The sequence below is a fragment of the Acinetobacter sp. CFCC 10889 genome, from assembly GCF_003268395.1.
Lineage (GTDB): Bacteria > Pseudomonadota > Gammaproteobacteria > Pseudomonadales > Moraxellaceae > Acinetobacter.
The window spans coordinates 1-7300 of record NZ_LQXQ01000094.1 but is presented as its reverse complement, the minus strand read 5'-3'; the positions used below and the strand labels follow the sequence as shown (position 1 = coordinate 7300).

Genomic DNA, 7300 nt, shown 5'->3' with positions numbered 1-7300 from the left:
TGAACCGTACCGGGTTTGTCGGAGACCAAACTTTCTGAGATGAGACGCATTGCTTCTCAAGACGTAGCGAAGCGTAGTGATCCGATGAAAAAAGTAAAATATACCCCCTGAAATCAGATAGAGTGGTTCAATTAGAACCAAACCCAACTATCGCAACACTGAGCTTTGGAGAATCTCGTCGTTTCTTAATTGCGTCGTAATGATGATTATCAAGATAAAATCAAAGGCTCTAGACTAGCAGAATAGATATGTTAGTCTAGAATCATATTTACTAGCGATTGCGATTGGAAGTGTGGTGACTGGTGTAGCTTATGCCGTGATAAAACAACGGTTAGAATAAGCCCTTCATAGAAGCTTTGTGAAAGCTATTTAGTGCAATAAATGAATATTATGCCCAATCCTATTTTGGATCATTTGGAGAGTCTCTACTTGAATTTGTCCAAGTAATAGATCATGAGCGATGTTGCTGAATAGGATTGCAACCTTACAAATCGAGCCAATATTCACCCCATCCATTGTAGTAAACATTAAGTTTTTTTGAGCATGGATTTATTTTCTTCTGATACGTTGGCGAGCCCTACTGTTCTGAAATGACAGCTTTGTCCGTTATAATTGTATAAACATTTTGGTGTCTGGTAATTATGTCCTTATTGATCAATTTTCTATCTCGCTTTAGTACTGCAACTCTTCAGCGCAGTCTGAGCTATGCTAAACACATTGATAGGGAAACAATTGAGTTCTTTGAGGAAAATGATGATGTCACGATGTATGCTCAAATTGAAGGGACAGATTATTACGATACCGCGATTACCTATAATCTTAAAAAAGACCGTTTAATCGATGATGACTGCACTTGTCCAGTTGGATATAACTGTAAACATGCTGCTGCTTTAGCGCGGTTATTCTTTCAAGAATATCGTCAGGAATTTCAACAGCGTTATGCTGACTCTCAATCTCCGCAGGGAATCGCAAAACGCCGATGGGGGGATGATCAGGCGCAGCGCTGGTTGAATGATTTTAAACGGTATTTACAACAGACTGAACCAGAGCAATCTGTCAAAACAAACAATTATTTAATTTACCTGCTAGATCAGTCGATCAGCTTAAAGAAATTGACAGTTGATGTTCAGAAGGCCAGACGCAATAAGAACGGTTCAATTGCAGGGGAAAGTTATTATACCCAATATGAAAATATCACCAGAAAGCATCTGACTTTATCTGAACAAAAACGACAATTATTTAACCAGATTTATTATTACGCCAAAATAAACAGCGACGAGCGTTTTTATCAAAGCAATCTTGATATCTCCGGAATTTCATTGGAGCACTTTAAATCTTTTATTCAAAGTGGCGATGTGTACTGGCAAAAAAAGAGCTATGCTGCACTTCAATGGTCAGAACAAGGCTATCACATCGAATTGATCTGGGAACAAGGTGTCAACAAACAGACGGAGCATTTAAACATTGAATTGGTCAATGGCGATATTCGACTCGATTTAAAATCAAATCCACATATCCAGATTCTCGCGAGCCAGCCACCATGTTATGTGGATATTCAACAGAACACGGTGGGCCAGTTATATGGTGAATATACGGCAAAGCTGCTCTACCATTTTTTACAGATGCCTGATCTTCCAGCTAAGCTCTTGCCAGAGTTTGAGAAACTGACTCATCAATATTCAGACGTGAAAAATCTGCCTCAGCCCGAGTCTATTCAGCATATTGATGTCCTTGAGGGTAGTCTCCAGCCAATTTTACGCTTCGGTGTTTTAGATAAATTTGATTGGAAATGGGAAGAGTCTGTTTGTGCTGAAATTGAATTCTCCTATGCAGGTGGGCGAATTAAAGCAGGTACATCAGGTGACAGTTTTATTGGTGAGCAGCATGACAAAATGGTACGACAGCTTCGGGACTTAGTTCAGGAACAACAGTCAATCCAACGTTTACAGCTATTGGTCGAATCACTGAAGTGGGTGAAAGATCTTAGTTATGACCATCAATTAAAACTGGATAAACAATGTCTTGATTCTATGGTTTTTGCTTTCTATGGAGATTGGATCAAACAGCTGATGCCCATCAATCAAATTGAGTTGATGGGCTGGCAGATAGAGCATCTGGAAAACAGCCCCTTTAATCTGCAATATGTTGAAAATTTAAATATTTCTATCACTGAATCTGAAGGTCAGCAGGACTGGTTCAATATCGGGGCGACGGTTCAAGACAGTGCAGGCAATTCTTATAATTTGCTTGATGCGCTCGTAGCTTTGGTGCGAGTAAATCCTGATTTACTTGATCCGCGGACTTTTATTCATCTGCATGACAGTCAAATTTTCACCGTGAAAACTGCAGTTGATCAACCTGATTTGGCTCTATCCGCTAGGGATATTAAGCCGGTATTGTTGCATCTGCAGAGCATTTTACAGCAAGAAGAGCGCAGTATTGATCGCTATGATGCGAGTCAATTATTAGAATTGCAGCATAATCTTGGGATGACATGGCAGGTCAGTGATCGCCTGCAGCAATTTGTACAAAAATTCAAACAAGGCTATCAGCAACAACTGCCGACACCACAAGGTTTTCAGGGGGAGTTGCGTCCATACCAGCAGCAGGGCTTAGGCTGGTTACAGTTTTTAAGGGAAACCCAGCATGGCGGGATTCTGGCAGATGATATGGGCTTGGGGAAAACAGCACAAACTTTAGCCCATTTACTCATGGAAAAGCAGGCTGGATATTTGCAGGACAGTCCCGCCTTAATTGTTGCACCCACATCGCTGATGCATAACTGGTTCAAAGAAGCGGAGAAATTTACCCCTGAGCTGAAGGTATTGCTGCTACAGGGGCCCGACCGCCATCAGAATTTTGAGCAGATTCCGCACTATGATATTGTGTTAACCACCTATCCGCTTCTAGCGAGAGATGAAGAACAATTAAAGCAATATGAATATCATCAACTCATTTTAGATGAGGCGCAGAATATTAAAAATCCGCGTGCCAAAGCTGCACAGGTAGTACGGCAATTAAAAGCACGACATCGTTTGTGTCTAACAGGTACCCCGATGGAAAATCATTTGGGTGAACTGTGGGCACTATTTTATTTCCTGATGCCAGGATTTTTATATTCACAAGAAATTTTTAATAAAAAGTACCGTCATCCGATTGAAAAACGCGGTGATCAGCAGTTAAGGCAAAAGCTGGTCAACCGGATTAAGCCCTTCATTTTACGTCGCTTGAAAACTGACGTAGCCAAAGAATTGCCAGAAAAAACCACGATTGAAGTCAATATTGATATGAATGACCAGCAATCCAAGTTATATGAGGCTGTTCGCGCCACGATGCAGGAAAATATTCAGAAAATTGTGGCAGAAAAAGGCTTTAAACGTAGTCAAATTCAAATTTTAGATGCCTTACTGAAGCTACGTCAGGTGTGCTGCCATCCTAGCTTACTAAAGCTGGATTCAGTGAAAATTGGGCAGGCAAACTCTGCCAAACTTGAACAGTTGATGGATATGGTCGTTCCAATGGTGGAGGAGGGGCGAAAAATTCTTATCTTCTCTCAGTTTACCTCAATGTTGGAACTGATTGAGCAACACCTCCATCACGCAGAAATTGGCTATGTGAAGCTGACTGGAAAGACCAAAAAGCGAGATGAAGTCATTACAGCATTTCAGTCTGGACAAGTGCCGATATTTTTAATCAGTCTGAAAGCAGGAGGGGTCGGTCTGAACCTAACTGCCGCAGATACGGTCATTCACTATGATCCATGGTGGAACCCTGCTGCTGAAGATCAAGCTTCAGATCGTGCATGGCGGATTGGACAGGACAAGCCAGTATTTGTGTATAAGCTGATTACCAATAAAAGCATAGAAGAAAAAATTCTTGCCTTACAGCAAAATAAAGCAGAACTGGCACAGTCTATTCTAAGTACCGATCATGAGGGCGAAGCGAAACTGACGGAAAATGACGTGATGAACTTGTTTGAGAAATTTTAGTTTGGTGAACTGTACCGGGTTTGTCGGAGACTTTTTTATTTAAGTTAGGCCACCTAGCTTAACGGGTTAGTCTTATCATAGTAGACCAATAAATAATCTCTTAGATAGGCTGTCTGATGTTTTTAAAATGCCATAACGTCCGGAGCTTTCTTTCCAAATTCGTTTAATTTATTCAGCATGATGCAAATCATGTAGATCTCGCTTAGTTTGATGTTCCCTTGCGAAGCGAAGCTTCCCATCAACTAGATCTAGGGGTAATACCCCCATTTTTAATTAAATTAATAGGTAGAAGCTGCGATCGGAAAAATCTTACAAATCGCCTCAACGCCATATAGGTCTTTATTGTTATGGATGAAATCCAGCATTATTTGTGTGGGCGTTCGAGCTCCACCTGGGCGAAAAAAGTGGCTGCTTTAAGGAGAATTTCATTCGCACGTTGCACTTCTTTATTTTCACGTTCGGGCTGTTTAATACGTTCTTGATATGGAAATTGCTGTACTTTAATTGAATTTTGTTGATCTAAATATTTTTGATACCAAACTCGTAAAGTTTCAGGAGTGCAACCAATTTTAGGCGCAATCGCAGCCCAATTCGATGGATAATCTTTTTCAAATTCAATCAATAATTGAACCGCTCTATCTCTGATTTCAGGGGTATATTTAGGTTTTTCATCGGATCACTACGCTTCGCTACGTCTTGCGAAGCAATGCGTCTCATCTCAGAAAGTTTGGTCTCCGACAAACCCGGTACGGTTCAGTAATTTGTTTTAATACTTTGTTAAACATATTAAAAATAAAGAATGATTGTATTTTTTGATTATACTATAAAATAGATCTCTTGCATAAATCAAAAAACGACCAATCTAGTGATAATTTTTTGTAGCGATCAATAAGCCGTATTCGGTTATCGTTGTTGCATGAACTACTCAAAAGTAAAAACACTGCTAAGTCAGCAGTTTAAACGACTTATCGGAATACAACCCTCAACTTTTGCAGAAATGCTTGAAGTATTGAGAGCCGCTCAAAGTGATAGTCGACGAGGAAGACCCTCAATACTTTTGCTTGAAGATCAGCTGTTGATGACCTTAAGCTATTGGCACGAATATCGCACACTTTTCCATGTTGCGATGACCTATGGTATCCATGAATCAAGGGCTTCACGCATTATTCAAAAGATTGAAAACCTTTTAATTAAATCCGATAAATTTCATTTACCTAAAAAGTTACCAAAAGGTGAAGGTGTAGATTGGGAAGTTATCGTGATTGATGCCACTGAAATGACGATAGAACGTCCCAAAAAAACAGAAAAATTACTATAGCGGCAAGAAAAAACGTCATACGATCAAAGCCTAGCTGACGATGCACTACAAAACTAGCCAGATTATATCAACAGCCATTGCACAAAGTAATGTGCATAATTTTCAGTTATTTAGAAAACACCGTAAAAAAACAAGATGCCGTCTTGGTAACCAATCAGGTTTTGAGATTATTAGACCAATAAATAATCTTTTTGATAGGCAGTCTGATGTTTTAAAACGCCATAACACAGACGTATAAGCTTGCGCATTGCAACACCTAAAGCACACCTTTAATTTTTATCCTGACTTAATAATTATTGATATAAAGCTTCAATGTGTGGATTCTATTGAATCGCTGTTAAGGTTGACATATACAATACTGAGCGTATTTTACTGTCATCTGCTTTTGATAAGTGACTTTTGCTTGTTGGCCGAACTGCCAAACAGCTGATGTACTGGAACCAAATCTACATATGCAGCAGCTTAACTTGCTTTTTTAAACTTGTACGAATGAAATAACCCCAACAATAATAAGTCTGATTGTTCACCATTGAAGAAATAGTTTGTAGTAATTTCAAATCCTATTTCGATGTGGAATTTTGGTCTATATGGTTATTTATTAGCTTATATGAGTGGACTGCGCCTTTTAAGTAGATTCTTTTCCCGTAATAAACTACCTAGGTAAACATCACGTCTGCCTATTAAAGCTTTTAATAAGCTGAAATTTTTAGGTTAAGGTTGCTGTAAAGAAGCGTTCTTTATACCATGTGCTCTGTATGATTTTTGTAATGCTCATCAAAATAGAAATTTGATGAGCTTTTTTTATGGCGACCAATATTGATCAAGTGAATAGGTGGAAACTTTTTGAATTTAGTTGCATCTTGTTGATATATTTGATTTTTAATCTTCGTTTAATTAGGACTATCTAGTTAAGTATTTCTAATAAAACTATAAAGTGATACAGTTGACACAAAAAATAAATGTTCAAAATACACATTTATTTTGATATAAAGATGTTGAAATGTGCACTGCGTCACAATAATAATTTTTCAGTAGATTCATGGAAAGATATTTGTGTAGGAAATGTGCTTGAAATTGTTCCTTAAATGTTCTAAGTCCACAAGGGGTAGTTATGTTGAGATTGTCACTTTTAGCTGTTGTAGCTTCATTGGGGGTAGCGGCTTGCACATCAAGCCCATATATGAAGCCATCAGATTTACGTTTTCAGAAAAAAACGCAAGAAAATAATCAACCTATTGTATTAAAGCGAGATGAGAAGCTTTGTGGTGGTGATACAGCAGAACAGCAAAATTGCCCGATTGAATTTTATATTGACAGTATTAAAGCTGGAAATTTTTATATAAATAATTCGGCTCAATATGCATTGAAACCAGAAACATATAATTTCAAAGTAAAAAACTGTACTGAAGAATCATGCCAAAGTTGTGATGTTGACTTAAACGTAGGAAAGCTAACAAGCAATGAATTTGTACTCTCTGTCAATACAAACGGTAAACCTTTTATTTCCAATAATGGTCAGCCTTTAAGTTGTGAGGTGAAGCATCAGGTTGCTGCTCAGGAACAGACAATACGAGTGGATTTAGCTGCGGACACTTTATTTAAATTTAACGGTTCTTCCTTGAATGATTTACTGCCAAAGGGGCGTCAAGAGGTCTTGAATGTTGCTTCGCAAATTCATAACAACTTCGTTTCTGTAAGCCGCATTAATTTAGTTGGTCACACAGATCGTTTGGGAAGTGATAGCTATAACAATCAATTGGGGCAAAACCGTGCAGACACAGTACGCAACCTGTTGGTTCAAAATGGTGTGGCAGGGAATGTGATTTCAACTGCAAGCGCAGGTAAAGGCCAACCTGTGACGAATGGTTGTTTTGATGTAAAACAGCGTGAAGCATTACATGCATGTCTACAGCCTGACCGCCGTGTAACTGTCGAAATTACAGGCATTACTAAATAGTTAAAGTTTTTGAAGATAAAAGAATATAGTTTTTGG

At 38.7% G+C, this 7300-nt stretch carries 3 protein-coding genes, 2 pseudogenes and 1 other annotated feature; of the genes and pseudogenes, 3 read left to right on the top strand and 2 right to left on the bottom strand.

Annotated elements, in window-relative coordinates; translation table 11 throughout:
- Positions 1 to 369: 369 nt before the first annotated feature.
- Positions 370 to 501 (bottom strand): annotated as a pseudogene (locus AVJ19_RS22915) (serine/threonine-protein kinase HipA); the annotation flags it as partial.
- A gap of 140 nt (positions 502 to 641) precedes the next feature.
- On the opposite strand from AVJ19_RS22915, the gene AVJ19_RS19875 reads away from it, so the two are divergent.
- On the top strand, positions 642 to 3989 hold the full coding sequence (locus AVJ19_RS19875; protein ID WP_111861290.1) for a DEAD/DEAH box helicase: 3348 nt from the start codon (positions 642 to 644) through the stop codon (positions 3987 to 3989).
- 87 nt (positions 3990 to 4076) lie between these two features.
- On the opposite strand, the pseudogene AVJ19_RS19870 reads toward AVJ19_RS19875, so the two are convergent.
- Positions 4077 to 4635: pseudogene (locus AVJ19_RS19870) on the bottom strand (transposase); the annotation flags it as partial.
- Positions 4280 to 4396 (bottom strand) — a sequence feature (AL1L pseudoknot). Its footprint overlaps the pseudogene before it by 117 nt.
- A 270-nt stretch (positions 4636 to 4905) precedes the next feature.
- Here AVJ19_RS19870 and AVJ19_RS19865 point away from each other — a divergent pair.
- Together AVJ19_RS19865 and AVJ19_RS19855 are read left to right on the top strand one after the other, a co-directional pair.
- Complete coding sequence (locus AVJ19_RS19865; RefSeq protein ID WP_111861289.1) at positions 4906 to 5307, top strand: transposase family protein; 402 nt, start codon at positions 4906 to 4908, stop codon at positions 5305 to 5307.
- Positions 5308 to 6418: 1111 nt separating this feature from the next.
- A complete protein-coding gene (locus AVJ19_RS19855; RefSeq protein ID WP_111861288.1) occupies positions 6419 to 7264 on the top strand; it encodes an OmpA family protein in 846 nt (281 codons plus the stop codon).
- The last annotated feature ends 36 nt before the right edge of the window (positions 7265 to 7300 follow it).